Annotated in this window: 23 protein-coding genes; 15 read left to right on the top strand and 8 right to left on the bottom strand. The window is 59.8% G+C overall.

Annotation, left to right across the window (positions count from 1 at the left end):
- Positions 1-153: 153 nt before the first annotated feature.
- Positions 154-1,392 (bottom strand): acyl-CoA dehydrogenase family protein, encoded by a 1,239-nt coding sequence (locus ABH912_RS06120; RefSeq protein ID WP_429510069.1) that lies wholly within the window; start codon positions 1,390-1,392, stop codon positions 154-156.
- A gap of 362 nt (positions 1,393-1,754) precedes the next feature.
- Between ABH912_RS06120 and sfnG the strand changes: the two genes are divergently transcribed.
- Positions 1,755-2,849 (top strand): dimethylsulfone monooxygenase SfnG, encoded by a 1,095-nt coding sequence (gene sfnG, locus ABH912_RS06115; protein WP_033054742.1) that lies wholly within the window; start codon positions 1,755-1,757, stop codon positions 2,847-2,849.
- A gap of 119 nt (positions 2,850-2,968) precedes the next feature.
- Here the strand turns inward: sfnG and ABH912_RS06110 are convergent, their stop codons facing one another.
- The gene (locus tag ABH912_RS06110) at positions 2,969-3,445 is read right to left on the bottom strand and encodes a DUF1348 family protein (protein WP_008152708.1); all 477 of its coding nucleotides are present in this window, start codon (positions 3,443-3,445) and stop codon (positions 2,969-2,971) included.
- A 56-nt stretch (positions 3,446-3,501) separates the two neighbouring features.
- Positions 3,502-4,065, bottom strand: coding sequence for a TetR/AcrR family transcriptional regulator (locus ABH912_RS06105; RefSeq protein WP_033054743.1), 564 nt, complete (start codon positions 4,063-4,065; stop codon positions 3,502-3,504).
- 173 nt (positions 4,066-4,238) lie between these two features.
- Here ABH912_RS06105 and pssA point away from each other — a divergent pair, with 173 nt between their 5' ends.
- The 7 genes from pssA to ABH912_RS06070 all read left to right on the top strand — a co-directional run bounded on the left by pssA (position 4,239) and on the right by ABH912_RS06070 (position 12,540).
- On the top strand, positions 4,239-5,582 hold the full coding sequence (pssA, locus tag ABH912_RS06100; RefSeq protein WP_429510066.1) for a CDP-diacylglycerol--serine O-phosphatidyltransferase: 1,344 nt from the start codon (positions 4,239-4,241) through the stop codon (positions 5,580-5,582).
- Positions 5,583-5,685: 103 nt separating this feature from the next.
- Complete coding sequence (locus ABH912_RS06095) at positions 5,686-6,702, top strand: AraC family transcriptional regulator (RefSeq protein ID WP_429510064.1); 1,017 nt, start codon at positions 5,686-5,688, stop codon at positions 6,700-6,702.
- A gap of 265 nt (positions 6,703-6,967) precedes the next feature.
- Entirely contained in the window at positions 6,968-8,632 is a 1,665-nt protein-coding gene (locus ABH912_RS06090; RefSeq protein WP_033054748.1) for an AMP-binding protein, read from the top strand.
- 16 nt (positions 8,633-8,648) lie between these two features.
- Positions 8,649-9,410 (top strand): SDR family NAD(P)-dependent oxidoreductase, encoded by a 762-nt coding sequence (locus tag ABH912_RS06085; protein ID WP_033054749.1) that lies wholly within the window; start codon positions 8,649-8,651, stop codon positions 9,408-9,410.
- A 12-nt stretch (positions 9,411-9,422) separates the two neighbouring features.
- On the top strand, positions 9,423-10,616 hold the full coding sequence (locus ABH912_RS06080; RefSeq protein ID WP_429510062.1) for an acetyl-CoA C-acyltransferase: 1,194 nt from the start codon (positions 9,423-9,425) through the stop codon (positions 10,614-10,616).
- A gap of 9 nt (positions 10,617-10,625) precedes the next feature.
- Positions 10,626-11,753, top strand: coding sequence for an acyl-CoA dehydrogenase (locus tag ABH912_RS06075; RefSeq protein WP_429510060.1), 1,128 nt, complete (start codon positions 10,626-10,628; stop codon positions 11,751-11,753).
- Positions 11,754-11,766: 13 nt separating this feature from the next.
- Complete coding sequence (locus tag ABH912_RS06070) at positions 11,767-12,540, top strand: enoyl-CoA hydratase (protein ID WP_429510058.1); 774 nt, start codon at positions 11,767-11,769, stop codon at positions 12,538-12,540.
- A 232-nt stretch (positions 12,541-12,772) separates the two neighbouring features.
- On the opposite strand, the gene ABH912_RS06065 is transcribed toward ABH912_RS06070, so the two are convergent.
- Both ABH912_RS06065 and ABH912_RS06060 read right to left on the bottom strand, forming a co-directional pair.
- Complete coding sequence (locus ABH912_RS06065; protein WP_429510056.1) at positions 12,773-13,924, bottom strand: acyl-CoA dehydrogenase family protein; 1,152 nt, start codon at positions 13,922-13,924, stop codon at positions 12,773-12,775.
- Between the two features lie 3 nt (positions 13,925-13,927).
- A complete protein-coding gene (locus ABH912_RS06060) occupies positions 13,928-15,034 on the bottom strand; it encodes an enoyl-CoA hydratase/isomerase family protein (RefSeq protein ID WP_429510054.1) in 1,107 nt (368 codons plus the stop codon).
- Positions 15,035-15,482: 448 nt separating this feature from the next.
- Here ABH912_RS06060 and ABH912_RS06055 point away from each other — a divergent pair, with 448 nt between their 5' ends.
- The 7 genes from ABH912_RS06055 (at position 15,483) to astA (ending at position 21,234) form a co-directional block, all read left to right on the top strand.
- Positions 15,483-16,262, top strand: coding sequence for a transporter substrate-binding domain-containing protein (locus ABH912_RS06055; protein ID WP_033054759.1), 780 nt, complete (start codon positions 15,483-15,485; stop codon positions 16,260-16,262).
- A 76-nt stretch (positions 16,263-16,338) separates the two neighbouring features.
- On the top strand, positions 16,339-17,064 hold the full coding sequence (locus tag ABH912_RS06050) for an ABC transporter permease (RefSeq protein ID WP_033054762.1): 726 nt from the start codon (positions 16,339-16,341) through the stop codon (positions 17,062-17,064).
- On the top strand, positions 17,061-17,771 hold the full coding sequence (locus tag ABH912_RS06045) for an ABC transporter permease (RefSeq protein ID WP_008155279.1): 711 nt from the start codon (positions 17,061-17,063) through the stop codon (positions 17,769-17,771). Before ABH912_RS06050 ends, ABH912_RS06045 begins: the two co-directional genes overlap by 4 nt.
- Positions 17,772-17,827: 56 nt before the next feature.
- Complete coding sequence (locus ABH912_RS06040) at positions 17,828-18,589, top strand: ABC transporter ATP-binding protein (RefSeq protein WP_008155281.1); 762 nt, start codon at positions 17,828-17,830, stop codon at positions 18,587-18,589.
- A gap of 12 nt (positions 18,590-18,601) precedes the next feature.
- Entirely contained in the window at positions 18,602-19,081 is a 480-nt protein-coding gene (locus tag ABH912_RS06035; protein ID WP_007974731.1) for an Lrp/AsnC family transcriptional regulator, read from the top strand.
- A gap of 183 nt (positions 19,082-19,264) precedes the next feature.
- Entirely contained in the window at positions 19,265-20,203 is a 939-nt protein-coding gene (ctlX, locus tag ABH912_RS06030) for a citrulline utilization hydrolase CtlX (protein WP_033055200.1), read from the top strand.
- Entirely contained in the window at positions 20,200-21,234 is a 1,035-nt protein-coding gene (astA, locus tag ABH912_RS06025; RefSeq protein ID WP_429510052.1) for an arginine N-succinyltransferase, read from the top strand. Before ctlX ends, astA begins: the two co-directional genes overlap by 4 nt.
- A gap of 52 nt (positions 21,235-21,286) precedes the next feature.
- Here the strand turns inward: astA and ABH912_RS06020 are convergent, their stop codons facing one another.
- From ABH912_RS06020 to ABH912_RS06010, 3 genes are read right to left on the bottom strand one after another with little or no spacing between them, the layout of a single operon-like run.
- Positions 21,287-22,171 carry an alpha/beta hydrolase gene (locus tag ABH912_RS06020; RefSeq protein ID WP_429510050.1) on the bottom strand — a complete coding sequence of 295 codons (885 nt, stop codon included), beginning with the start codon at positions 22,169-22,171 and terminating at the stop codon, positions 21,287-21,289.
- Positions 22,168-22,566 carry a Rid family hydrolase gene (locus ABH912_RS06015; RefSeq protein ID WP_429510049.1) on the bottom strand — a complete coding sequence of 133 codons (399 nt, stop codon included), beginning with the start codon at positions 22,564-22,566 and terminating at the stop codon, positions 22,168-22,170. Before ABH912_RS06015 ends, ABH912_RS06020 begins: the two co-directional genes overlap by 4 nt.
- Entirely contained in the window at positions 22,563-25,409 is a 2,847-nt protein-coding gene (locus ABH912_RS06010) for a cytochrome P450 (protein ID WP_429510047.1), read from the bottom strand. The genes ABH912_RS06015 and ABH912_RS06010 overlap by 4 nt, the downstream gene beginning before the upstream one ends.
- Positions 25,410-25,555 lie beyond the last annotated feature (146 nt).

Genomic DNA, 25,555 nt, shown 5'->3' with positions numbered 1-25,555 from the left:
GACAGGGCTGCGGGGGAGGGCCGATATCTTACCTATATCCAACTACTGCGGCGACCGCTCTGGCGCCTTCGCGGGCAAGCCTCGCTCCTACAGGTCGACACAAATCCCGTAGGAGCGAGGCTTGCCCGCGAAGACAGACTTGCAGACGCTACATCAGTCGGCCTTTGGCCCATTCCCGATCTGCCACACAAACGGCGGCTCGGTCCCGTTGATCACCCAATCCCCGACAATCCGTGCCTTGTAGATCACCGGATTGTGCGACGACACCGTCCGCGCATTGCGCCAATGCCGGTCCAGCGATTTACCCACCCGAGTATCCGAAGCCCCCAGCGCATTGAACAGCTCTGTGGTTGCTCGCTGGATCAGCTCCGACACCACCACCTGAGCCTTGGCCGATTCGATTTCCGCCGCGACATTCGCTTCTTGTTCCAAGGCGTCATCACCTGAGAATCGCGCGAGATAAGCCCGCTGCGCCGGTTGTGCAGCCCTCAAGGCGCTGGCCTCGGCCGCATACACCAGTGCCGCAATCTCACCGACCACTTGCTGCACCTGCGAATCCTGGCTGACATGTTGCGCATTGCCATGGCTATAGATGCGTTTGCGTTCACGCACCTGGTGAGCCACATCGCGCAACGCCGCACGACCGATCCCGGCCAGTGTCGCCAGCAGCACCAACTGATAAAACGCAGTCTGGTATTTGAAGCGGGTGGCGAAGTCGATGATGTTTTCGGCCTCCACGTCAGCATCGATAAACCGTGAGGTGCCACTGCCGGTGGTGCGCTGGCCAAAGCCGTCCCAGTCGTCGCTCTGCACGATGCCGGGTTGGCGAGTGCGGACCGCGGCAATCACATCGCCGCCGGTGTCGCTGCGTTGCGCGTACACGTCGATCCAGTCGGAAAACAGGCTGCCGGTGCTGTAGAACTTCTCGCCGTTGAGCCTCCACTGATCGCCATGAGGCGACACTTTGGTGATGACATCGCCAATCGCCACGCTGCCGATTTCGGTCCAGGCATTGCCGGCGATGTCACCGTTGACGAAGCGCTTGAACCACAGATCCCGCGCCGGCCCGGGCGCCGAGTTCAAGCGATCCTCGGCAAAGGCGAAGTGCCCGCGCAAGGCCTGAGGCACGTTGGAATCGGCTTCGGCCAATTCGATCAGCAGCTCAAACAGTTGTGGCAGGGAGGCGCCACCACCGCCGTATTCAACCGGAACCCGTACGGCGCCGAAACCGGCGTCCTTGAGCCACTGAATCGGTTCGTAGGGAAGGTTGCGGGACTGTTCGCGCTCAACGGCACCGGCGGCGATGCGTTGGAAGATCGGCCGGAACCTTGCGGCCAGCGCTTCATAGTCAGTGCCAGTGGACAGCGGATTGATTACCTGGTGTTCGGTCATGGGACGGCTCCTTGGATCGGCAGTAGAAAGTGTTGCGTCTGTCAGGGGCAATTGCATGGTCCATGCCGAAGCTCGCGGGCCAGGATTTGCTGGAGGAATTGGATGTCGGCTCGCAGCGAATTGTTGCTGTACCAACAGCGCATCAGCAAATTGCCTCTGATACACCCACTCTGTGGCGAGGGAGCTTGCTCCCGCTTGAGTGCGCAGCGCTCACAAAAACTTGGGGCCGCTACGCAGCCCAGCGGGACGGTGCGGCGGTCCGACAAGCTCCCTCGCCACAGTATTCGGCTCACCTCAAGATTGGCGCTGGCACGGTTGCTGCTCTTACCCCAGCACATCCCTAAAGTCCCGAGGACATGCCAATGAGTCAGCAAGCCGTCAAATTTGCCTACTGGGTGCCGAACGTCAGCGGCGGGCTGGTGGTCAGCAAGATCGAGCAACGCACCCACTGGGGCATCGACTACAACCGCAAACTGGCGCAACTGGCCGAAGAGGCGGGGTTTGAATACGCCCTGACGCAAATCCGTTTCACCGCCGGTTACGGCGCCGAGTACCAGCACGAATCGGTCGCCTTCAGCCACGCGCTGCTGGCCGCCACCACTAAACTGAAAGTGATCGCCGCGATCCTGCCCGGCCCTTGGCAACCGGCGCTGGCAGCCAAGCAATTGGCAACCATCGACCAGCTGACTAACGGCCGGGTGGCGGTGAACATCGTCAGTGGCTGGTTCAAGGGTGAGTTCCAGGCGATTGGCGAGCACTGGCTGGAACACGACGAGCGTTATCGCCGCTCCGAAGAGTTCATCCGCTCGCTGAAGGGCATCTGGAGCCAGGACAACTTTACCTTTCGCGGTGACTTCTACCGCTTCGACAACTACAGCCTCAAACCCAAACCGCTGGGGCAGCCGGAAATCTTCCAGGGTGGCAGTTCCCGCGCGGCTCGGGACATGGCGGCACGGGTTTCGGACTGGTACTTCACCAACGGCAACACCCCGGAAGGCATCAAGGCCCAGGTCGATGACATCCGCGCCAAGGCGGCGGCCAACAATCATTCGGTGAAAGTCGGCGTGAACGCGTTTGTCATTGCCCGCGACACCGAAGAAGAAGCGCGAGCCGTGCTTGCACAAATCATCGATCAGGCGGACCCGGAGGCGGTGAATGCGTTTGGCGATGCGGCGAAGCAGGCGGGCAGGGCGTCACCTGAGGGCGAGGGCAACTGGGCCAAGTCGACGTTCGAGGATCTGGTGCAGTACAACGACGGTTTCAAGACCAACCTGATCGGTACGCCGCAGCAGATTGCCGAGCGGATCGTCGCGTTGAAAGCGGTGGGCGTGGATCTGGTGTTGGCGGGGTTTCTGCACTTTCAGGAGGAGGTGGAGTATTTCGGTCAGCGGGTATTGCCGTTGGTGAGGGAGCTGGAAGCCAAGGCACAAATCAAACAGACCGCCGCGGTAGCCTAAACACCACAAAACCCTGTGGGAGCGAGCTTGCTCGCGAAGGGGCAATCAGATTCAACATTGATGTTGACTGACGCACCGCCTTCGCGAGCAGGCTCGCTCCACATTGGGTCTATGTGAAGTTATAGGCCCAGGTCGGACAGACCTGGATGATCGTCAGGACGACGGCCCAGCGGCCAGTGGAACTTGCGGTCGCTTTCCTTGATCGGCATGTCGTTGATGCAGGCAAACCGATTGGCCATCAAACCGTTCTCGTCGAACTCCCAGTTTTCGTTGCCGTACGAGCGGAACCAGTTGCCCGAGTCGTCGTGCCATTCGTAGGCATAACGCACGGCGATGCGGTTGCCGGTAAAGGCCCAAAGTTCTTTGATCAGGCGGTAATCCAGTTCCTTGGCCCATTTGCGCGTCAGAAAACCTTTGGCTTCTTCGCGGTTGTAGGCGAACTCGGCGCGGTTACGCCATTTGGTGTCCAGGGTGTAGGCCAGCGACACGCGTTCCGGGTCGCGGGAGTTCCAGCCGTCTTCGGCCAGGCGTACTTTTTCAATGGCCGATTCACGGGTGAATGGCGGCAATGGCGGACGAACTTCGGCATTAGACATTAATAGTCTCCCTATCAAAGTAAAGTTCTAGCAAGTTGTCGGGCTTGGTAAAAGTGTTACAGGTCCAATAACTTTCGCGCCATGCATTGCGCATTATCGGCGGCACTGTGATCACCCATGACAAGCGCCACGGTAATGGCACCGTCGATCAGGATCAGCAGCTGTTTGGCCAGCGTCTCCGGGTCTGTGGCGCCATGTTCGGTGCAGAGCTCGCGCACGTAGTCGAGCAGCTTCTGTTTATGGTCTTTGGCAACCAGGCGAACCGGGTCTTGCGGGTCGCCGGTTTCGCCACTGGTATTGATGAATGCACAGCCACGGAAGCCTTCGGAGGCGAACCAGGCCTTGAGCACGGTAAACAGGTTGAGCAACCGGTCGGCCGGTGTTTCAGCCTGGTCGACTTCGCTTCGATACCACTGCATCCAGCGCACATCTCGGCGTTGCAGGGCCGCGACGGTGAGCTCCTCCTTGTTGGCGAAGTAACGGTAAATACTCTTTCTGGAGACGCCGGCGGTTTTCACCAGAAGATCCATCCCGGTGGCAGCGATGCCACTTTTGTAGATCAACTTTTCGGTGACATCCAGAATGATGTCGCGTGTGTCGTTGCTGGTTATTTCGTTCATGTGACGAACAGTAGAACGATCGTTCTCCTTGGTCAAGAGGGTATTTTTTGTCGTCTGAAAAATCGCCTTCGCGAGCCTGCTCGCGAAGGGGCCTTTACAGACACTCACAAGACCCAAGGCAATCCATGGTGTAAGCTCTCGGGTTCTTCGGATTCGACCTTTTTGCGAGCCCTATGCCGTCGCTTTTCAAACGCTCTCTGCTGCCCAAACTGCGCAGTTTTCCGCTGACCGCCGATGCCGTCACCATCCTCTCTGGCGCTGCCGAGTTTCGTCGGTGCCTGCTGGAAAAGATCGCCAGCGCCACCCGGCGCATTTATATCGTCGCGCTTTATCTGCAACAGGATGAAGCCGGCCAGGAAATTCTCGATGCCTTGCACGCGGCCAAACTGGCGCGTCCGGAACTGGACGTGGTGGTGGTCGTTGACTGGCTGCGCGCTCAGCGCGGCTTGATCGGTGCCGGCAAGCAGCCGGGCAACTCGGCCTGGTATCAGGAAACCACCCGCACTCATGCCAGTGAAGTCCCGGTGTATGGCGTTCCCGTGCAGACCCGAGAGCTGTTCGGCGTGCTGCATTTGAAAGGCTTCGTGATCGATGACTGTGTGATCTACAGCGGCGCGAGTCTGAACAACGTCTATCTGCACAAATTCGACAAATACCGCTATGACCGTTATCACCTGCTGCAGAACAGCGCCCTGGCCGATTCCATGCAGCACTTGGTCCAGCACGGTCTGATCGCCTCCAAAGCGGTGCATCGTCTCGATTTGCCGAACCTGCCGACCACCCGCAGCCTGCGCAACGACATCGGCGACCTGCGCAGCCGCCTCAAACACGCAGCGTACGACACTACGACAGGCACCACGGAAAAGGCCGGTTTGTCGGTCAGCCCGTTGCTCGGTGTCGGCAAGAACAACCCGTTGAGCCGAGTGATTTGCGAATTGATCGCCAGCGCTCAGCATCAACTGACCATCTGCACACCGTACTTCAACATGCCGCTACCCGTGACCCGGGAAATCAATCGGGCACTGGCGCGGGGCGTGAAGATCGACATCATCGTCGGCGACAAGACGGCCAACGACTTCTACATCCCGCCAAGCGAGCCGTTCAAGGTGATTTCGGCGCTGCCTTATCTTTACGAGATCAGCCTGCGGCGTTTCGCCAAGCGTCATCATCGCAGCGTCGACAGCGGCCAGTTGAACCTGCATCTGTGGCGTGACGGCGACAACACCTACCACCTCAAGGGCATGTGGATCGATCAGCGCTACACCTTGCTGACCGGCAACAACCTCAACCCGCGGGCATTCCGACTCGACCTGGAAAACGCCTTGCTGATCGATGATCCGAAAGGCGAACTGCTGGAACCGCGTCGTAAAGAGCTGGCGGAGATTTTCGAGAACACCCACCGCATCGAGCGTTATCAGGAACTGGAAACGCTGCTGGAATACCCGGCGGCGGTGGCCAAGTTTCTCAAGCGCGTGAGTCGGGTGCGGATCGAGCGGTTGCTCTATCGGATTCTGTAACGCTTAAAGCAAAAGATCGTCCGAACGCGGTTCGGACGATCTTTTGATCTTAACGAGCTAATATGCCCCCCACTTCAAACAAGAACAGGGCTTAGTTCGGTCAATGTCGGAAAAAGACACCATCTCCATTCAATTGGTGCGTGAAGCACTGCTGCAAAGCTGCGCCCCCGGAGCGACCACCGATGAGGTGTTGAACAAGGTCGGCATCGATCCGGCACTGCTCGACAGCAGCGATGCACGCGTCCCGGCCACGGCTTATGCGCGTCTGTGGCGTTTACTGGCGCGACGTGGAGACGATGAGTTTTTTGGCATGGACCCGCGCAAACTCAAATCCGGCAGCCTGGCGTTTCTCTGTCGCTGCTCCATGGTCCAGCCGAGCCTGGCTGCTGGCCTGACCACGGGCTTGAGCTTTCTGTCGTTGATGCTCGAACACCTGCCCGCGCAGTTGGTCCGTCAGCAAAGCCTGGCGGAAATCGTCCTGCTCGAAGACGACCAGGACCCACGTCGCGCCTTCACGTATTTCACTTACTGGATGATCGTTCACGGCGTCGCCTGCTGGCTGGCGGGGCGGCGGATTCCGATCCTGGCCATCGAGTTGCGCTGCCCGACACCGGACTTCTGCGATGACTACCAGGTGATGTTCTCCGAGAACCTGCGTTTCGACCGGCCCCGCACGCGGATGATTTTCTCCGCCGAGTGCCTGGACTTGCCGATCAAGCGCAGCCCGGAAGAACTCAAGCGTTTCCTCGCCCATGCGCCGGCCAATATCCTGGTCAAGTACCGCGACCCGGAGAGCCTGGCCAGTCGAATCAAGCACGATTTGCGGCAACTGCCCGCCGAACACTGGCCGGAAACCGAATCCCTGGCGCAACAGCTGTGCATGTCGGCTTCCACCCTGCGTCGGCGCCTGGCCGAAGAAGGCCAGACTTACCAAGGGCTCAAGGACAGCGTGCGCAAGGAACTGGCGATTGTCTGGCTGGCCGAGCCCGCCATCAGCTTCGCCGAGATCGCCGCGCGGCTGGGGTTTGCCGATACCAGCTCGTTCTACAAGGCGTTTCGCAAGTGGTCCGGGTCAAATCCCGGGCATTACCGCAGCCTGATCCTCAACGAAGCCAGCTGATCCGGAACTTGTGTTGAGCCGTCTGGCGCCTTCGCGGGCAAGCCTCGCTCCTACAGGCTTGATGGTGAGCTTGGCGATCCGGTACCTGTAGGAGCGAGGCTTGCCCGCGAAGGCGTCCGTCCTGACGACGCATCTCTCGGATCTTGGCCAAACCAGTCACGCAACTTGATAGCTTTGACCATTGTCCCGCGCCCCGCACAGAGCGAGTATTTCCCTGTAAATCAAGGTTCCCCCGGCCTAATAAAAATACAAAGGGATTCTGGCAATGCGCGCTTATTTGTCTGCTACATCACAGTTCAATTACCAGCACACCGTCGACGCCGCGCTCGCGGGCGATTTGACCGCCCTGAACGCCTGTGTCGAGTGTTGCGACCGCCATGCCTTGCCGGGGCGCATCGCGCTGTTCTGGGAAGGTCGCGATGGCGCCAGCGCGACCTACACCTTCAGCGACTTGCAGGACAAAGCCGCGCGTTTAGCCAACTTCCTCCTGGCCCAAGGCGTGAAAAAAGGCGACAAGGTGGCCGGTCTCCTGCCACGTAACATCGAATTATTGATCACCGTATTCGCCACCTGGCGCATCGGCGCGGTCTACCAGCCGCTGTTCACGGCATTCGGCCCAAAAGCCATCGAACACCGCCTCAGCTCCTCGGGCGCCAAAGTGGTGGTCACCGACGCGGGCAATCGCTCCAAACTCTCTGAAGTCGCCGACTGCCCGACCATCGTCACCGTCGCTGGCCCGAAAGGCCAGGGCATCGTCCGCGGCGATTACAGCTTCTGGGCCGAACTGGCCAATTATTCTCCTGAGTGCGAACCGGTCCTGCTGACCGGCGAAGACCCGTTCCTGCTGATGTTCACCTCGGGCACCACCGGTCCGTCGAAAGCGCTGTCCGTTCCGCTCAAGGCCATCGTCGCCTTCCAGGGCTACACCCGTGACGCCGTGGATTTGCGTCCTGAAGACGCCTTCTGGAATCTCGCCGATCCGGGTTGGGCCTACGGCATCTATTTCGGCGTCACCGGGCCCATGGCCCTGGGGCATCCGATCACCTTTTACGATGGCCCGTTCTCCCTCGAAAGCACCTGTCGGGTGATCAACAAATACGGGATCACCAACCTCACTGGTTCGCCGACGGCCTATCGCCTGTTGATCGCGGGTGGCAACGAGTTTGCCCGCTCGATCAAGGGCAAACTGCGCATCGTCAGCAGCGCCGGCGAGCCGCTGAACCCGGAAGTGATTCGCTGGTTCGCCGACAACCTCGGCGTGGTGATTCACGACCATTACGGCCAGACCGAACTCGGCATGGTGCTGTGCAATCACCATGGCCTGGAGCATCCGATCCACATGGGCGCCGCCGGATTCGCCTCGCCGGGCCACCGCATCGTGGTGCTGGATGACGAATACAAAGAACTCGGCGTCGGTCAGCCGGGCATTCTGGCCATCGACCGCACCCAATCGCCGATGTGCTGGTTCGCCGGTTACGAAGGTGCACCGACCAAGGCCTTCGTCGGCAACTATTACCTGAGCGGCGACACCGTCGAGTGGAACCCGGACGGCAGCATCAGCTTCGTCGGTCGCAGCGACGACGTGATCACCACCTCCGGTTATCGCGTCGGTCCGTTCGACGTGGAAAGCGCGTTGATCGAACACCCGGCCGTGATTGAAGCCGCCGTTGTTGGCAAGCCCGATCCGGAGCGCACCGAACTGGTGAAAGCCTTCGTGGTGATTTGCGAGCAATACCGCGCAACGCCGGAGCTGGCCGAAGAACTGCGCCAACACGTGCGCAAACGACTGGCCGCGCATTCCTATCCCCGTGAAATCGAATTTGTCAGCGAGTTGCCGAAAACCCCTAGCGGCAAATTGCAGCGCTTTATCTTGCGCAACCAGGAAATCGCCAAGGCTCAAGAGGCCGCCGCGAAAAACGTTTCAGCTTGAATCCAAGGAAACAATGATGCAGATCGAAAATAAGGTTTTTCTCGTCACCGGCGGTGCGTCGGGCCTCGGTGCGGCCACCGCTGAAATGCTGGTTGCTGCCGGCGCCAAAGTGATGCTGGTGGACATGAACGCCGAAGCCGTTGCGGCCCAGGCTGAACGTCTCGGCGCGCAAAGCGTGGTAGCGGATATCAGCAACGAAGCTGCGGCCGAAGCTGCTGTGCAGGCGACGGTCAAAGCTTTCGGTGGCCTGAATGGTCTGGTCAACTGCGCCGGCATCGTGCGCGGCGAGAAGATCCTCGGCAAGAACGGCCCGCACGTGTTGGCCAATTTCAGCCAGGTGATCAACGTCAACCTGATCGGCAGTTTCAACATGCTGCGCCTGGCCGCTGCGGCGATTGCCGAAACCGAAGCAGATGCTGACGGCGAGCGCGGCGTGATCATCAACACCGCCTCGGCCGCAGCCTATGACGGCCAGATCGGTCAGGCCGCGTATGCCGCCTCCAAAGGCGCAATCGTCAGCCTGACCTTGCCCGCCGCCCGTGAACTGGCGCGCTTCGGCATCCGCGTGATGACCATCGCCCCGGGCATTTTCGAAACCCCGATGATGGCCGGCATGACCCCGGAAGTCCGCGCGTCCCTGGCGGCTGGCGTGCCGTTTCCGCCGCGTCTGGGCAAACCAGGCGAGTATGCCGGGCTGGTCAGGCATATCATTGAAAACAGCATGCTCAATGGCGAGGTGATCCGTCTCGACGGTGCCTTGCGCATGGCCGCCAAATAAGGAGGATTTGTCATGACTATTTCCAACGATCCCATTGTTATCGTCAGCGCCGTCCGCACCCCGATGGGTGGTTTTCAGGGCGAATTGAAAAGCCTGACGGCACCGCAACTCGGTGCTGCGGCGATTCGCGCTGCCGTCGAGCGCGCCGGTGTGGCGCCAGACGCGGTTGAAGAAGTGCTGTTCGGTTGCGTCCTGTCCGCCGGCCTCGGCCAGGCGCCGGCGCGCCAAGCCGCATTGGGCGCAGGGCTGGATAAATCGACCCGTTGCACCACCCTGAACAAGATGTGCGGTTCGGGCATGGAAGCGGCCATTCTGGCCCACGACATGCTGGTGGCCGGCAGCGCCGACGTGATTGTCGCTGGCGGTATGGAAAGCATGTCCAACGCCCCGTATCTGCTGGACCGCGCCCGCAGCGGTTATCGCATGGGCCACGGTCGCGTACTCGACCACATGTTCCTCGACGGTCTGGAAGACGCTTACGACAAAGGCCGCCTGATGGGCACCTTCGCCGAGGATTGCGCCGAAACCAACGGTTTCACCCGTGAAGCCCAGGACGCGTTTGCCATTGCCTCGACCACCCGCGCGCAGCAGGCGATCAAGGACGGCAGCTTCAAAGACGAGATCGTGCCGCTCACCGTGACTGTCGGTAAAGAGCAGGTGCTGATCAGCAACGACGAACAGCCACCGAAAGCCAAACTGGACAAGATCGCTTCCTTGAAACCGGCGTTCCGCGACGGCGGCACGGTGACAGCGGCGAACTCCAGCTCGATCTCCGATGGCGCCGCCGCACTGGTATTGATGCGCCGTTCCGAAGCTGAAAAGCGCGGCCTGAAACCACTGGCAGTGATTCACGGTCACGCGGCGTTTGCCGACACCCCGGGCCTGTTCCCGGTGGCACCGGTGGGCGCGATCGAGAAGCTGATGAAGAAAACCGGCTGGTCGCTGGACGAAGTCGACTTGGTCGAAGTCAACGAAGCCTTCGCCGTGGTCAGCCTGGTCACCATGAGCAAACTGGAAATCCCCCACGAGAAGATCAACGTTCACGGCGGCGCTTGCGCCCTCGGCCATCCGATCGGTGCGTCTGGCGCGCGGATCCTCGTGACCTTGCTCTCGGCCCTGCGCCAGAAAGGCCTGAAACGCGGCGTTGCAGCGATCTGCATCGGCGGCGGTGAAGCCACGGCCATGGCCGTTGAATGCCTGTATTAAGGAATCACTATGCTGCCCAATGACGAACAACTTCAGATCAGCGACGCAGCCCGGCAGTTTGCCCAGGAACGGCTGAAACCGTTCGCCGCCGAGTGGGACCGCGAGCATCGCTTCCCCAAGGAAGCCATCGGCGAGATGGCGGAACTGGGTTTCTTCGGCATGTTGGTGCCGGAAGAGTGGGGCGGTTGCGACACCGGATACCTGGCCTACGCCATGGCCCTGGAAGAAATCGCGGCCGGCGACGGCGCCTGCTCGACCATCATGAGCGTGCACAACTCGGTGGGTTGCGTGCCGATTCTCAAGTACGGCAACGACGACCAGAAAGAACGCTTCCTCAAACCGTTGGCCAGCGGCTCGATGCTGGGGGCTTTTGCCCTCACCGAACCGCAGGCCGGCTCTGACGCTAGCGGCCTGAAAACCCGTGCCCGTCTGGAAGGCGATCACTACGTGTTGAACGGCTGCAAACAGTTCATCACCTCCGGGCAGAACGCCGGGGTGGTGATCGTGTTCGCCGTGACTGATCCGAGTGCCGGCAAGCGTGGCATCACGGCGCTGATCGTGCCGACCGATTCGCCGGGCTACAAAGTCGCACGGGTCGAAGACAAGCTCGGCCAGCACGCCTCCGACACCTGCCAGATTCTGTTTGAGGACGTGAAGGTGCCGGTGGCCAACCGGTTGGGCGAGGAGGGCGAAGGTTATCGAATCGCCTTGGCCAACCTCGAAGGCGGCCGTGTCGGCATCGCTTCGCAATCGGTGGGCATGGCCCGTGCTGCGTTCGAAGCGGCCCGCGACTACGCCCGCGAGCGTGAAAGCTTTGGCAAACCGATCATCGAGCATCAAGCGGTCGCGTTCCGCCTCGCGGACATGGCAACCCAAATCGCCGTCGCCCGGCAGATGGTGCATTACGCGGCGGCGCTGCGTGACAGCGGCAAACCGGCCTTGGTCGAAGCGTCCATGGCCAAGCTGTTCGCCTCGGAAATGGCCGAGAAAGTCTGTTCCTCGGCGTTGCAAACCCTCGGCGGTTACGGTTACTTGAACGATTTCCCGCTGGAGCGGATCTACCGCGACGTGCGTGTCTGCCAGATCTACGAAGGCACCAGCGATATTCAGCGCATGGTTATTTCGCGCAATCTTTAAAAAGGAGTCATCTGTGAGCTACGAAACGATTTTGTTGGAAACCCATGGTCGCGTCGGCCTGATTACCCTGAACCGTCCGCAAGCGCTGAATGCGTTGAACGCGCAAATTGTCAGCGAACTGAACCGCGCCCTCGATGGCCTGGAAGCCGATTCGAACATCGGCTGCATCGTGCTGACCGGCTCGAAAAAAGCCTTCGCCGCTGGCGCCGACATCAAGGAAATGGCCGAGCTGACCTACCCGCAGATCTACCTCGACGACCTGTTCAGCGACAGCGATCGCGTGGCTAACCGCCGCAAGCCGATCATTGCCGCCGTCAACGGTTTCGCCTTGGGCGGTGGTTGTGAACTGGCGCTGATGTGCGACTTCATCCTGGCCGGCGACAACGCCAGGTTCGGTCAGCCGGAAATCAACCTCGGCGTACTGCCGGGCATGGGCGGCACCCAGCGCCTGACCCGCGCGGTGGGCAAGGCCAAGGCCATGGAAATGTGCCTCAGCGGTCGCTTGATCGATGCGGTGGAAGCAGAGCGTTGCGGGATTGTCGCGCGGATTGTTCCGGCTGATGAGTTGCTGGAAGAAGCGTTGAAAGTCGCGGCGCTGATTGCCAAGAAGTCGCTGCCGATTGCGATGATGGTCAAGGAAAGCGTCAACCGCGCGTTTGAAGTGAGCCTGTCGGAAGGTGTGCGCTTTGAGCGTCGGGTGTTCCATGCGGCGTTTGCGACGCAGGATCAGAAGGAAGGGATGGCGGCGTTTATTGGTAAGCGTGAGGCGGAGTTCAAGGGGAAGTGATATTGCGGGGTGGCCTTGAAATCCACCCCTCACCCCAGCCCTCTCCCCAGTGGGGAGAGGGGGAAAGGGAGCCGATCTTCATGCTCTTCAAACCTGAGTTCGACTCGGAATTTTCAGGTCGATGTAACTCGAAAAACACCTCGGTCAGTCCCCTCTACCCTCTGGGGCGGTCCGACGTTTCGGGAGGGTTAGGGTGAGGGGTGGATTTCAAGGCCACCCCCAATTCCAGCCATCACACCAAATAGTTCTTAAGCTCCCGAGCAATCACCATCCGCTGTATCTCGCTCGACCCTTCATAAATCTGCGTAATCCGCGCATCCCGGTAGTAACGCTCCACCGGGTAATCCTCCAGATACCCATACCCGCCATGAATCTGCATCGCCGACGAACACACTTTCTCGGCCATCTCCGACGCAAACAATTTCGCCTGTGAAGCCTCCGACAGACACGGCTTGCCGGCACTGCGCAACCGCGCAGCATGCAGGATCAACAGTCGTGCAGCATTCAACCGGGTGTGCATGTCGGCCAGCATGTTGGCGATGCTCTGGTGCTCGATGATCGGTTTGTCGAACTGCACCCGATCCCGCGAATAGGCCAGCGCTGCTTCAAACGCCGCGCGGGCAATGCCCAGCGCCTGCGCGGCGATGCCGATGCGGCCGCCTTCAAGGTTCGACAGGGCAATCGCCAGTCCTTTGCCGCGCTCACCCAACAGGTTGGCTTCGGGAATTGTGCAGTTGCTCAGAGTCACCGCGCAGGTATCGGATGCGCGAATACCCATTTTGTGTTCGGTGCGATCAACGATGAAACCCGCGGTATCGGTCGGCACCAGGAACGCCGAGAGGCCGCGCTTGCCCAGGTCCGGATCGGTCACCGCAAACACGATGGCCAGTTTCGCCCGTTTGCCGTTGCTGACGAATTGCTTGGCACCGTTGATCACCCACTGGCCATCGCGCAGTTCGGCGCGAGTGCGCAGGTTGTGGGCTTCGGAACCGGCCTGGGGTTCGGTCAGGCAGAAGCAGCCGATGGCCTGACCGCTGGCCAGATCCGGCAGCCAGGTCTGTTTCTGTTCTTCAGTGCCGTAGTTGAGGACCGGACCGCAGCCCACGGAGTTGTGGATGCTCATCAGTGCGCCAGTGGCGCCGTCACCGGCGGAAATCTCTTCGACGGCCAAGGCGTAGGCGACGTAGTCGACATAGGTGCCGCCCCATTCCTCGGGTACCACCATGCCCAGCAGACCCAGTTCGCCCATCTTCGCCACCAGGCCGTCATCGATCCAGCCGGCCTTTTCCCAGGCTTGTGCGTGGGGTGCGATTTCGCCGCGGGCAAAGTCCCGGGCCATGTCGCGGATCATGACTTGCTCTTCGCTCAATTCGATATCGTGCATGGCTCAGCTCCCGCTTTGGTCAAAACCGGTGAAGAAACTCGCGACGTGCTCGGCGTCCAGCGCCTGCAAGGTCGGCGGGTTCCAGCGCGGTTTCTTGTCTTTGTCGATCAGCAAGGCGCGCACGCCTTCGATCAGGTCGCCGCGCTCGAACCACTGGCGGTCCAGGTGCAGCTCAAGGGCGAAGCAGTCTTCCAGACTCAAGTGCCGGCCGCGACGGAGCATTTCCAGGGTCACGCCCATGGCCAGCGGTGAACGGCTTTCCAGCAGGTCGGCGGTGGTCATGGCCCACTCGTGGCTGTCGGCGACCGTTACTTCACGCAGTTGCTCAACAATACTCGGCACATCGGGCAGGGCGAAGAAGTGATCGATGGCCGGGCGCAACGCCGCCAAAGGCGCCTCGGGCAGTTGTTGCACGGCGAGTTTCGCCAGCAGACCTTGAAGGTCCTTCAACGGCGTTTCGTGCCATTCGAGCTGATCGAGTTGCTCGTCGAGGGTGCCCAGCTTGTCGCTTTCCAGGTACCAGTCGGCCAGGCCGCAATAGAGCGCATCGGCCGCGCGGATCTGCACACCGCTGACGCCTAGGTAAATCCCCAGTTCACCGGGAACGCGCGGCAGGAAATGGCTGCCACCGACATCCGGGAAATAACCGATCGCCACTTCCGGCATCGCCAGACGGCTTTTCTCGGTGACCACCCGCAAGTCGGCGCCTTGTACCAGGCCCATGCCGCCGCCCAGGACAAAACCGTCCATCAAGGCGAGCACCGGTTTGCGGTAATGGTGAATCGCGAGGTCGAGGGCGTACTCCTCGACGAAGAAATCTTCGTGCAGCGTGTCGCCGTTTTTGAAGCTGTCGTACAGCGAGCGAATATCGCCACCAGCACAGAACGCCTTCTCGCCAGCACCGCGCAATACCACGGCGTGTACATGCGGATCCAGCGCCCAGGCGTCGAGCTGACGCTGCAGGTTGCGCACCATGTCCAGGGTAATGGCGTTGAGGCCGGCGGGGCGATTGAGGGTCAGGTGGCCGATGTGGTTGCGAACCTCGGCCAGCACTTCGTTTTGCGTGGCATCCATGGACGAAGTCCGCGGAGAAGAAACCTGAGCAGTCATCACTAACTCCCTGCTTTTATTGTTCTTTATAGAGAAGCTCGCGCGCGAGCGATGCTGGATCGTAACAGTGCAAATTTGTGATGTACAACCGGGATATGTGCAGGTCTCGTCTGCATTTTTGCAATGCTGGCGAAGAATTTCTCTGCGAAAACGGCCGCGGGCCGGGCTCACGACAGATTCGGCTGTCAAAACAGCCTTATCAGCGCAATCCGGGTGTCTACACCGGCCCGTACGACACCTGCACCCGCTCATCTGTTGGCATTCTGGCTTCGGGTTTGAAGCCGTCTGTGCCGAGGGTTTCAGGCCGGGTGCCGCTGAGTGCGGCCCACCGTGCAAAACAATAAGAACGCTGTTGCGGTGTTAGCCGCATCGACTCTCTGTTCCTGCCCATAAAGGTGGCCTGGTTAGCCTGGCCGCGATAACTCCAAACAAATCGGGATTCAAGAAGATGAAGACTAGATGGCTGAGCTTGTCGGTACTCGCATTGCTGTGCTGCTCCACTGGCGCCAGCGCCAAGGAATGGAAAGAGCTGCGATTCGGCGTCAACCCGAGCTACCCGCCTTTTGAGTCCACCACCGCCGATGGCGGCGTGCAGGGCTTTGGCGTGGATTTGGGCAATGCGATCTGCGCCGAATTGAAGTTGAAATGCGTGTGGGTCAGCAATGACTTCGACGGGCTGATTCCGGCGCTCAAGGCTGGCAAGTTCGACGCCATCGAATCGTCGATGACAGTGACCGATGCGCGTAAAAAGCAGATCGATTTCACTGATCGCCTGTATGCCGGGCCGACCGCCATCGTTACTCGCAAGGATTCCGGTCTGTTGCCCACCGCCGAGTCGCTGCGCGGCAAGACCATCGGTTACATGCAGGGCACGATCCAGGAAACCTACGCCAAGGCCAAACTGGCACCCGGCGGCGTGAAACTGCGTGCCTATCAGAATCAGGATCAGGTCTACGCCGACCTGGTATTTGGCCGTCTCGACGCCTCGATCCAGGACAAGATGCAGGCGCAAATGAGCTTTTTGACGTCCCCTCAAGGCGCAGACTTCAAGAACAGTGAAGGCATCAGCGACCCGTTAGTGCCGTCCGACATCGCCATCGGCGTGCGCAAGGACAACGAAGAACTCAAAGGCATGCTCAATGCCGCCATCAAGGCCCTGCACGACAAGGGTATCTACGCGCAGATCCAGCAGAAACACTTCGGCGATCTGGACCTCTACAACTACTGATCCTCGCGCCCCGAAGGCTGCGTCCTGGTAACAGGCGCAGCGCTTGCGCGCGGGCGCCTCAAGACAGGTGACTGACGTGAACTCCTTCCTGAATCTGATCGGGGTCGATCTCTCGGCCCTGCAAGGCTATGGCCCTTTGTTGCTGCACGGCACCTGGGTCACTCTGAAATTGTCAGCGCTCTCGCTGCTGGTGAGCATGGCGCTGGGCCTGCTCGGCGCGGCGGCGAAACTGTCGCCGCTGAAGCTGTTGAACCTGCCGGCGACCTTCTACACGACGCTGATTCGCGGCGTGCCAGACCTGGTGCTGATGCTGCTGATTTTCTACAGCCTGCAAGGCTGGCTGAGTAGCCTGACCGAGGCCATGGACTGGCCCTACATGGAAATCGACCCGTTCGTGGCCGGCGTCATCACCCTTGGGTTTATCTACGGCGCGTATTTCACCGAGACCTTTCGCGGGGCGATTCTGAGCGTGCCGCGCGGCCAGCAGGAAGCCGCCGCGTGCTTTGGCCTGAACCGCTGGCAGCGGTTTCGCTTCGTGGTGTTCCCGCAAATGATGCGTTTCGCCTTGCCGAGCCTCGGCAATAACTGGCTGGTACTGCTCAAGGCCACGGCGCTGGTGTCGATCATCGGTTTGTCGGACCTGGTCAAAGTCGCGCAGGAAGCCGGCAAAAGCACGTTCAACATGCTCGATTTCCTGCTGCTGGCAGCGGCCCTGTATTTGCTGATCACCAGCGCTTCCAACTACGTTTTGCGCGTGCTGGAACGGCGCTATAACCAGGGTGTGCGGGGGATGGCACGATGATCGAGTTAATTGCCGAATACTGGAAACCTTTTCTGTTCAGCGACGGCTACAGCCTCACCGGGTTGGCCATGACGTTGTGGCTGCTGGTGGCGAGCATTGTGATGGGGTTCTTCCTGTCGTTGCCATTGGCGATCATGCGCACTTCACGCTGGGGCCTGCTGCGTTGGCCGGTTCAGCTGTTCACCTATGTGTTTCGCGGTACGCCGCTGTATATCCAGTTGCTGATTTGCTACAGCGGGATCTACGGCATTGCGGTGGTGCGCTCGCAACCGCTGCTCGAAGCATTTTTCCGCGATGCGATGAATTGCACCTTGCTCGCGTTCACGCTCAACACCTGCGCCTATACCGTGGAAATCTTCGCCGGGGCGATTCGCAGCATTCCCTACGGTGAAATCGAGGCCGCCCATGCGTATGGCTTGAGTGGCTGGCGCCTGTACCTGCGGCTGATTCTGCCTTCGGCATTGCGCCGGGCACTGCCGTATTACAGCAACGAAGTGATCCTGATGTTGCACGCGACTTCAGTGGCGTTCACCGCCACCATTCCGGACATTCTCAAAATCGCCCGGGACGCCAACGCCGCGACCTTCATGACCTTCCAGGCCTTCGGCATTGCCGGCCTGCTGTACCTCGCGCTGTCGTTCGGCCTGGTCGGAGCCTTCCGCCTGGCAGAGAAGCGCTGGCTGAGCTTTCTCGGCCCGACTCACTGAATCCCATTTTCTATCCAGAGCGGTGCCGCTTGGCGCGCCGCTCCAGGAGTGCTGACATGTACAAACTCACGGTTGAAAATCTGTATAAACGTTTTGGTGACAACGAAGTGCTCAAGGGCGTCTCGTTGAACGCACGGGCAGGCGATGTGGTGAGCATGATCGGCGCCAGCGGTTCGGGCAAAAGCACGATGCTGCGCTGCATCAACTTTCTGGAACGCGCGGACGAAGGTGCCATTGAACTGGACGGCGAGCGCGTCATCACGCGCCCGGGTGCCGGTGGCATGCGCGTCGCTCATCCGGCGCAATTGCAGCGCTTGCGCACGCGCCTGGCGATGGTGTTCCAGCATTTCAATTTGTGGAGCCATCTGACGGTGCTGGAGAACATCGTGCTGGCGCCGTGTCGGGTGCTGGGGATTAGCCGCAAGGCTGCGGAAGAAAGTGCGCGGGCCTATCTGGACAAGGTCGGTCTGCCGCAACGAGTGGCCGATCAATACCCGGCGTTTCTGTCCGGTGGGCAGCAACAGCGGGTGGCCATCGCGCGTGCCCTGGCGGTGGAACCGGAGATTCTGTTGTTCGACGAGCCGACGTCGGCACTCGATCCGGAATTGGTGGGTGAGGTGCTTAAGGTAATTCAGGCGCTGGCCGAAGAAGGCCGTACCATGTTGATGGTGACCCACGAGATGGGGTTTGCCCGGCAGGTTTCCAGCCAGGTGTTGTTCTTGCATCAGGGAAAGGTCGAGGAGCAGGGTGACGCTACGATCCTCGACCAGCCAAAAAGTGAACGTTTGCAGCAATTTCTATCGGGTCGTTTGAAGTGAGGCAAGACGTACATGGCGGATATCCGCGATCTGTCGATCGTGCTTGATCGTATCGATCAGGCAATCATCGAAGTGCTGCGCCACGAAGGGCGTATCACTTATCAAAAGCTTTCCGAGCGCGTGCACCTGACGCCCAGGCCGTGCCTGGAACGGGTGCGCAAACTCGAACAGCTCGGGGTCATTCGTGGGTATGGCGCGATTCTCGATGAAAAGAAACTGACGCCAGGCTTGTCATTGCTGGTGCTGGTGGCGTTGTCCAACCAGAGTGGGCGGGCGGCGCAAAAGGCGTTCGAAGCCAAGGTCCGCGCCTGCCCGCAGGTGCTGGAATGTCGGTTGATCAGCGGTGCGTTCGACTACAGCTTGCGCATGCGTTGCCGGGACATGGAGCACTATCGGGTGCTGACCGAAGTCTGGTTCGATGATCCGGATCTGCACATCGACAAGTTGGTCAGCCATCCGGAACTGGCGATGGTCAAGACCACGATGGAATAGGTTTGGCAGATCAAAAAAATCGCAGCTTCGGGCTGCGATTTTTTTTGTCTGGCCGCCGCCGAATCGGCTGGGTTACACACGTTTTTCAGCCGTTTCCAGCACGCCGCAGCCACTTATCAACCGGGTTTTCCAGCCTGCGAAACAGACAATGAGTACCTCTCAACCGTCATTGAATCTGTGCCCATGCAAACCACCAATACTGTTTTGATGATTCGCCCGACACGTTTCTCCTTCAATCAGGACACGGCGGCGAACAACCGTTTCCAGCAGCCGGCCGACGTCAGCGAAGACGTTCAGCAAAAGGCCCTGCAAGAGTTCGATGGCTATGTTGCTGCACTGCGTCACCATGGCGTCGAAGTCATCGTGCACAACGACCGCGAAGCGCCGCATACCCCGGATTCGATCTTCCCCAACAACTGGTGGAGCAGCCATCCCGACGGCACATTGGTGCTGTACCCGATGCAGGGCCACAACCGGCGTCTGGAGCGGGACAAAGGCGTGCTCGACTGGCTGCGGGACGAGTACCGGGTCGAGCAGTTGCTGGACCTTTCCAGCCTCGAACAGCAGGAAGTGTTCCTCGAAGGCACCGGCAGCATGGTGCTGGATCGTCAGCAGCGGATTTGCTACGCCGGTTATTCCACTCGCACCCATGCCCGTGCCCTGGACCAAGTGGTCAGTCATTTGGGTTACGAACTGTGCGCCTTCAACGCGGTGGACCGCCAGGGCGTCGCGATTTACCACACCAACGTGATGATGAGTGTCGGCACGCGCCTGGCCGTGGCTTGCCTGGCGTCGGTCACGCAGCCGGCCGAACGCCTGGCCCTGCGTTCGCGACTGGAAGACAGCGGCAAGCAGGTCATCGCCCTGAGCTGGGAGCAGCTGGAATCCTTCGCCGGCAACATGCTGGAGGTTCACAACGCTGCGGGCGAACCTTTGCTGGTGATGTCGCGCACGGCCTGGCAATCGCTGGATGCCGCGCAACGCCGTTTGATCGAAGCCCACACCACGCCACTCCCCGTCAATATCGACACCATCGAGCGCATCGGCGGCGGCAGCGCGCGCTGCATGTTGGCCGAGGTTTTTCTGTCCAGACATCAGGTTACCCAGGAGCAAGTGCGATGATCGTTCGTCCAGCCACACCGGCAGACCTGCCGGCACTGTTAGCCCTGGCCCATAGCGCCGGAACCGGTTTGACCACCTTGCCGGCCGACGCGGGGCGTCTGCGTCAGCGTCTGGAATGGGCGGCGAAAACCTTCGCTGGCGAAGCCGAACGCGCCGATGCCGATTACCTGTTCGTGCTCGAGAATGACCAGCATGAAGCCATCGGCATTTGCGCACTGGCCGGTGCCGTCGGCCTGCGCGAGCCCTGGTACAACTATCGACTGGGCCTGTTTGTCGCGGCCTCGAAAAACCTCGGGATCAATCAGCAGTTGCCGACGTTGTTCCTCGGTAACGACATGACCGGTCATTCAGAGCTGTGTTCACTGTTTCTGCATGCCGATCACCGCAGCGGCCTGAACGGGCGCTTGCTGTCCAAGGCGCGGTTCCTGTTTCTGGCGGAATTTCGTCAGCACTTTGGGGAGAAAGTCATCGCCGAGATGCGCGGCTATTCGGACGCAGAGGGCGTTTCACCGTTCTGGGAAGGCCTGGGGCGGCACTTTTTCAAGATGGACTTTGCCGATGCCGACTACCTGACCGGGCTGGGTAACAAGACCTTCATCGCCGAGCTGATGCCCAAGTTTCCGCTGCCGACTTGCTTGTTGCCGGAAGCAGCAAGAACCGTCATCGGTCGCGTCCACCCCAACACCGAACCGGCGCTGGGCATGCTCAAGGCTGAAGGATTCGAGCACCGCGACTACATCGACATCTTTGACGGCGGCCCGCTGATCGAATGCGCCACCGGGGATATTCGTGCGGTGCGTGACAGCCAGGTGCTGCAACTGAGTATCGGCACACCGGGTGAGCAGGCGGCGACTTACCTGATTCACAACCGCCAGTTTGCCGAGTGCCGGATTACCGCGGCTCCGGCGCGGGTGGCTGCGGGTACGTTGATTGTCGATGCGCAGACTGCAAAGAGCCTGGGGCTGACCGTGGGTTCATCGGTTCGGGTTGTGAGCCTGTCAGTACCCGTGCGGCAGCAGTCGGCGGCTTGAATTGTATCGAGCGTGGCTCGGGCCAGGACCCCCATCCTGTCCCGACCAACACTCAGCGTCGAAATTGCGCTTGCAGGGTTTGAGCGCATAACAGCAGCGCTCGTTTCGCATCATCGTAGCGAGCAGGGTAGTTGATAAAACCGTGGAGCATGCTTGCGTACTCTTCGTGCTGTACACGTACGCCGGCATCCTTTAGCCGACGCGCATATTGGCGGCCTTCATCGCGTAATACGTCGAACCCGCAGGTGATGATCAACGCCGGTGGTAACCCGTGCAAATATTTCTGCCGCACAGGGGAAAGCTTCGGATCGGCGCGAGACACACCTGACGGTACGTACTGCTCGATGTACCACTCGAGCATTTGTGCGGTCAGACCATGTCCCTCGGCAAATTTTGTGTGTGAAGGGTTGTGGGTCAGGCAATCGAGCAATGGGTAAAGCAGCAATTGGAACGCGATTTGTGGCGCGCCACGTTCACGGGCCCATTGGCAAATGACGGCCGCAAGCCCACCGCCCGAACCGCCGCCGGCCACCGCGATCCTCGAAGTATCCATCCCTGTCGATGGGCCTTGCTCGATCACCCATTGCGTAGCTGCGCAGCAATCTTCTACCGCCGCGGGGAACACATGTTCAGGAGGCCTGGCGTAGTCCACGGCCACCACAGCGCAACCCGCCCATTCACACATCAGCCGGCAGAAGCCGTCGTGGGTGTCCAGATCGCCGGTGACCCACCCGCCGCCGTGGAAAAACATCAGGACCGGAAACGGCCCGGGACCTGCAGGGGTATAGAGTCGCAGTGGCAACGGCCGTCCATGGCTCTTGATCGACAAGTCGTTGACGTTGATGGCGAGTAACTCGCGAAGCGCTGTTCTGGCACTTTCTGCGCTCAGTTCCGAGTCCCGCTGTTCGGACACCTTGTACTCAGGATTGACCGTCATAGTTCTATCTCGCAAGCCGTTGCCTCGGTCGTGAGTTCAACCACATATTCTTTGCTGATTAGTTCGCTGACTGCCAGACACATCAATGTCGGCGGGTGGCCCTCAAAAAACTCTTTGTGCGCTCTGGCGATGTCCGGCCAGAACTTCATGCTAGTGGTGTAAATGCGGATGCCGATAATACTGCGACGATCCACGTCCAGCTGTTTGATAGAGGCTTCAATTATCTCCAGGCAACGCAGGGTCTGCGCATACGCATTACCCGGTTTGAACGGCTTGCCCTGGTCGTCGAATGCCACCGTACCGCCCATCAGAATTCGCTCACCCACCCGTATCGCCCTGCAATAGCAGGCTTCGGATTCCCACGGTGCTGCGGAAAAAACACGTTGAATTTTCATTGCTCAACTCCTTTGCCCAAATCAATGGGCAGTTCCTTTAATCCACGAAATTGCAGGTTGTTGGTACGCCAGATCGCGGGTTTTCCGGCAATCAGGCTCAACGTGGGAAATCGCTTGAACAACGAGGTAAAAACCACTTCAGCTTCAATTCGGAACAGTGCAGTTCCCATGCAGAAATGCTCTCCTCGGCCAAACGCGAGGTGATCGTTGTTCTTGCGGTTGATGTCGAAACTGTCGGGTTTTTTGAATTTGTCGGGGTCGCGATTGGCGGAGGCGCGCATCAGGTAAACCAGGTCACCTTTTTTCATCGTAATGTCGCCGATCGTGACGTCTTCGTTGAGCACCCGATGACTGAATGAACCGGCCGAATCGAAGCGCAGCATCTCTTCAATAGCTGGCTTCACCCTTAGCGGGTCGGCCTTGAGCGCTTCGAGCTGCTCGGGATGTTCCAGCAAGTGCAGCAAGCCGATGCAGAGCTGGTCGGCGCTGGTGGTGTAGCCCGCTACCAGGATAAAGACGATCTGCGCCAGCACCTCATCATTGCTCGAAGCGTTTTCCAGGCTGGCCTCAAGTACCCGGCTGACCAGATCATCCTCGGGCTGTTGGCGGCGCTGCCCGATGACGTCCGCGAAATACGCGTACATTTCCTCCACGCCTTTCAGCGCCTGCGCGGGGCCATAGTCAGGGTCCAGGTTGCCGACCAGGAAGATCAGGATGTCATCGGTCCAGTGCCTGAGTTTCAACGCGTCTTCAGGGGGAATGCCATAGAGCTTGGCCAGGACCAGCGCCGGTACACGGTTGAAAAGGTTAGCCATCAAGTCAGTTTGCGGTTCGAGCCGGGACAAGGCCTCATCGGTAATGTCCTGGATACTTTGGCGCAATGACTCGATAGAGCGAGGCGTAAAGGCTTTGCCTAGCAATTTACGGCTGGCGGTATGCGGACACCCATCCTGCGAATACATCCATTCGGAAGCGAGCTTGACGAACGATGCCAGTTGCGCACGTTTTTCAGGAGGAACCTGAGCATCGACCAGTTGTTGCATGCGGTTTGAGGAATAGCGTTTGGCGTCCCCCTGGGCGGCGAACACATCGCTGAACCGGGTCAGAAACCAGGCATTGAAGTGCGGGCTCCAATAGACCGGATGATGCTCGCGCAGGTAGCTGTAGGCCGGGTAGGGGTCGCGAACGGTATCGCGGTTGGTGAAATCGAGTAGCGATTGAGTATCCGACTTGTACAAAGCGGCGGTGAAGTGCTGGATGTAATCCGGATCGTCGATCGGCGCGCTGACCAGATCAGCGGGTGGTTCAAGCAACTTCGCCAGCAGGGCAAGCTGAGCTTCGGTGGCGTGATCGTTGAACTCGGCACTCTCAACAGCCAGTCCTCCTTCGCTTAACTGAGGAGCAAACACGTGGAGAAGGTCCTGCAGTGTTTGTGGCGTCACCAGATGATTGCGCTCGACTTCTACGATGATCAGGTCCAGGGCCCTGGCATAGGTCAGGGCTAACGCCTGGCGATGGGAAACTTCGCTCGGATCGCGACACAGTTCGACAATGTTCTTTTCAATGCGCTGGGCGACGTTGCCCGTTGGCCGCGAGGCAAATCGCGGTCGGGTCACGGCATCCCTGGCCACTTGGTAAGTCATGACACTGTTGTCGCCGGCAAACGTGATGCTGATTTCGCAATCCGTGCACAGCGTGACGATTTGGTTGTAATGGTGAAACCCTTGAGAACCGCAGATTTCCCGGCACATGCGCATGACATCGAGCCCCACCCAGGTGCCGACACTTTTGGCGATGGCTGCGAGGATATGCAGCTCTTGGCGCTTGTCTGGTTGACCCCACATCGTTTCGAAGCGAGACAGGATCGCCTGCTCCAGCAGTTTCAGGGCCAACGCCTTCAACTGCTCGACATACAGTCGTTGCCGAATCAGCGGTTTGGCCAGGAGCGGCTCGTTGACCAAGGCGTTTTTGACCTGTCGATGGCAGACAAAACGGTACGCCAGATGAGCGCACAGACCTGCGCCGCCACGAGCCGCTGCCAGAAGAAACAAGCGCTCTTGAATGAACGTCTCCATGGCGCGGGTCACGCGCCGATCTCTGGGAACATCACTGATGAACTCACCGTCATGGGTGAACCGGGCGTGCCGCTGCATCATGGCGTCCAGCGGCAGTTTCATCTGGCTGAAGCAGATGCCGGCCACTTGATTGGCATGGATCCCGCCCTTGGGGTCGCAGGCCGTGACATTGACGCCGGGCAACAACGGGCCATTTTCCGCCTTGCGGATCGGTACCCGGAACCAATGAAGCCCCTCATCCTCGCCATTGACGATCAAACGCCCCAACACCATGACAACCTGCGCCGCGTGCAACGCATTACCGATCCAGAACTTGCACGCCGCAGGCGAAGGCGTGTGCAGGATCAGGCATTGATTCAGCGCATCGTGGGTGACAACGGTTTGCAAATTACGTACGTCGGAGCCGCTGTTGATCTCGGTGCAGCCAAAGGCATAGACCGCGCCCAACTCGATGACTTCCTGACGGTAGCGCGCCACTTGTAATACGTCGCCCTGAGCAAACAAGGCATTGCCAGCGATCATGTGGTCGACGATGGAAGAAAACAGCGCGTAGTCGTAAGCCCCGGCAATCGCGGTGTGCTCGAGCATTTGTCGGAAGTCCGACTGGCGGGGTTGGCCGAGCCACATGTCATTGGTGATCAGGCCTGTCTCGACGATTTTGCGCATGCGATTGATGGTCAGGTCCATGTAATCGCGTAATGGCAGTTGATGGCGTATGCGTGGGTCGAACAGGGGGGTGCCCAGCATTTGCAGCAGTGCGTCGTTCATGAAAAATCCCTCTCGCAGATTCGAATAAAACTTCGAAACCACCAGAGCCAGAAAGCTGGCGGAACAGAACCCCGGGATCTTCCCATAGCGACTGCTCGCATTGACGAACAGCAAGCTGCGCGGAAGATTCCGTGGAGTGTTCTGGG

This window comes from Pseudomonas sp. BT76 TE3572, from assembly GCF_050435365.1.
GTDB lineage: Bacteria > Pseudomonadota > Gammaproteobacteria > Pseudomonadales > Pseudomonadaceae > Aquipseudomonas > Aquipseudomonas fluorescens_W.
This window is presented reverse-complemented; position numbering and strand designations above follow the sequence as displayed.